General features: G+C 73.1%; 1 protein-coding gene and 1 pseudogene. Both read right to left on the reverse strand.

What is annotated here, in order from left to right; all coding sequences use genetic code 11:
* Positions 1-690, reverse strand: a 690-nt coding sequence (locus tag G3N92_RS32895; RefSeq protein WP_206131692.1) for a UvrD-helicase domain-containing protein, incomplete at its 3' end; no start/stop codon positions are given.
* A pseudogene (locus G3N92_RS32900) lies at positions 687-2534 on the reverse strand (exodeoxyribonuclease V subunit gamma); the annotation flags it as partial. The gene G3N92_RS32895 and the pseudogene G3N92_RS32900, both read right to left, overlap by 4 nt.

The following is a 2534-nucleotide window of genomic DNA, read 5'->3' on the forward strand; positions in this document are numbered from 1 at the left end:
TCCGCCGCCGGCGTGCGGATGGGGCAACCCGTCGAAGCGCGCCGCCGCCAGCGGCTTCTTGAGCCGCCGCGCCAGTTGCGCGTCGAGCGCGTCCGGCCCGGCGCGGTTCGCCACCAGCCACGCGGCGAAGCCCGGCTGCGCGGCGGCGGCCGGCTCGACGCGCGTGCGCCAGTAATCGGCGGCCAATTCGAAGCGCAGCGCGGCGTCGTCGGCCTCCATCTCGAACGCGAACGGCATGGCCGCCGCGAACGGCGCCTCCTGCAAGGCGCGCTGGCAGAACGCGTGAATCGTGTGGATCGCGGCCTGATCGAACGCGCGCAGTGCGCGATTGATCCGCTTGCCGGCCAGCTCGCGATCGATTTCACTATCCGGCCCGAGCGTGGTGGCGAACAGCTTGGCGATGAACGGATCGCCGCCGTCGTCGCCGCATTCGAGCGCATAGGCCAGTTGCGCGAGCCGGCCGCGAATCCGCTCGTGCAGCTCGGCCGTGGCCGCTTTCGTGAACGTGACGACGAGGATCTGGTCGGCATTCAGATCGTGCTCGAGCAGCAGCCGCACGTAGAGCGCGCAGATGTTCCAGGTCTTGCCGGTGCCGGCCGACGCCTCGATCTGGTTGACGCCCGCGAGCGCGCAGGCGAACACGTCGAGTTCGTGCGCCGCGTGCGCGGGGGCGATGGCGTGCTGCGTCATGCGCCGCTCCTCAGATGCTCGACGAGCGGATCGAAAACGAGATGCGCGAGCGCCGGGAACGGCGCATCGAGCGAGAGGTTCGCGCCGCGCCAGGCAATTGCGAGCGCGGCGTCGTCGGCCTCGCTGGCCACGCGCTCGTTGATCCAGACGCCGGCCGCCTTCGCTTCGCCGTCCGACACGAGCGCCCAGGCGCTTTTCGGAAAGAAGCGCAGCGGCATGCGGCGGCCCGCGCGAAACAGCGCCGCCAGCGGCGCGAGATGCTTGAGCGGATCGGCCACCGGCGCGAATTCGAAGCCCTCGCCGCTGCCGAACCAGAGCGTGCGGCGCGGGCCGCCCGGATCGATCGCGCAATAGACGAGGTGCGCGAGCCATGCCGAAAGATGATCGCGCGCGCCGGGCCGCGCATAGCGATAGATGACCTGCCCCAGCGGCGTGAGCCGGTTCAGCGTGCCGTGCAGCGCGAGCGGCCGGGCCTGCGCGTCTGCAGCCAGCGCGGCGTCGAACGCCCCGAACCACGGCAGCTCGCCGTCCGGCCAGGCCGGCGCGATGTCGAGCGCGAACGGCCGCCGCTCGGCGCCGCCCTCGAGCGCCTGCCGCACGTTGCCGGCGAGCCGCTCCAGGCCGCCGAGCGCCTGCTCGCGCCAGACCGCACCGGTCGCGCCGCCCGGCATCTCGGGGCTGGCGTCGGCCACCCGCCGCGCCAGCTCGGCCACGCTCGCGCCCTCGGTTTCGACGAACAGCGGCAACACGCGCGCGGCCAGCGCATCGCTGCCCACGTAATCGAGCGCGAACGGCTCGCTGTCGGTCAGTTCGGCCAGCGCATCGAACAGCGCCACGACGAGCCGGTCGCGCAGCAGCGCCCGCGCCGGGTGCCGCCAGAAACGCTCGAAATCGCCGTACGCCACCGGCGCATCGGCCTCGGCGGGCAACGGTGCGGCGAAGAACGGCGGCGCCTCGCGGCTCTCGCCGCGCGCCAGCTGCCCCGCCAGCGCCGCGCGCTCGGCGTCGTAGGAATAGAGCCGGCCGCCGCGCTCGAAGTAATCGGCCGAGAACGGCTGCAGCGGATGCTCGGTCACGAACGCGCGCCGCGCCGCCTCGATGCCGGCCGGCGCGGCGTCGGGACCGGCCACGACCTCGGCCACGTAGTCGAGCAGTTCGTCGACGAGCGCGGCCGGCGGCAGCGGCGCGTTGTCGCGAATGCTGCGGCCCGTGTAGGTCACCACCAGACGGTCGCGCGCGGCGAGCAGCAGATCGAGGAACAGGTTGCGTTCGTCGTCGCGGCGCTGGCGGTCGCCGAGCTTGGCGAACACGGCCATCAGATCGAATTCGTCGGCGCGTGCGAGGCTCGGCAGCACGCCGTCGTCCATGCCGACCAGACAGACCATTCGGTAAGGCAGGCCGCGCAGGCTGGTGAGCGACGAGAACGTCACGCCGCCCCACGGCACCCCGCCGCGCGCCGGATCGTCGAGCGCGGCGGCGAACCCGGCGCGCACCACGGCGGCCGGCATCGGCAGGTCGTGCGCGCCTTCGCGAATGGTGGCCGGCAGCACGTCGAGCGCGTCGCGCACGCACGACAGCGCATCGGACCACGCCGCGCCCGAATCGAAGAAGCGCGCGAGCGCGTCGGCGAAAATCTCGCCCCATTCGGCAGGTGTGGCCTCGGCCGCGATGCGGCCGGCGAACCAGTCGAGATCGTCGGTGAAGCGCGCGAGCCGGCCGAGCAGCTCGGCCTCGCCGCCCTCCGGGCCGTCGACGGGCAGATAGGCGCCGACCGGCGCCGCGCCGTCGGGCATCGCGTAACCCAGGAACAGCCGCGCGAGCGCATCGGCGAAGGTATGGCGCTG

The sequence above is a fragment of the Burkholderia sp. Ac-20379 genome (assembly GCF_017104645.1).
In the GTDB taxonomy this organism is placed as follows: Bacteria; Pseudomonadota; Gammaproteobacteria; order Burkholderiales; family Burkholderiaceae; genus Burkholderia.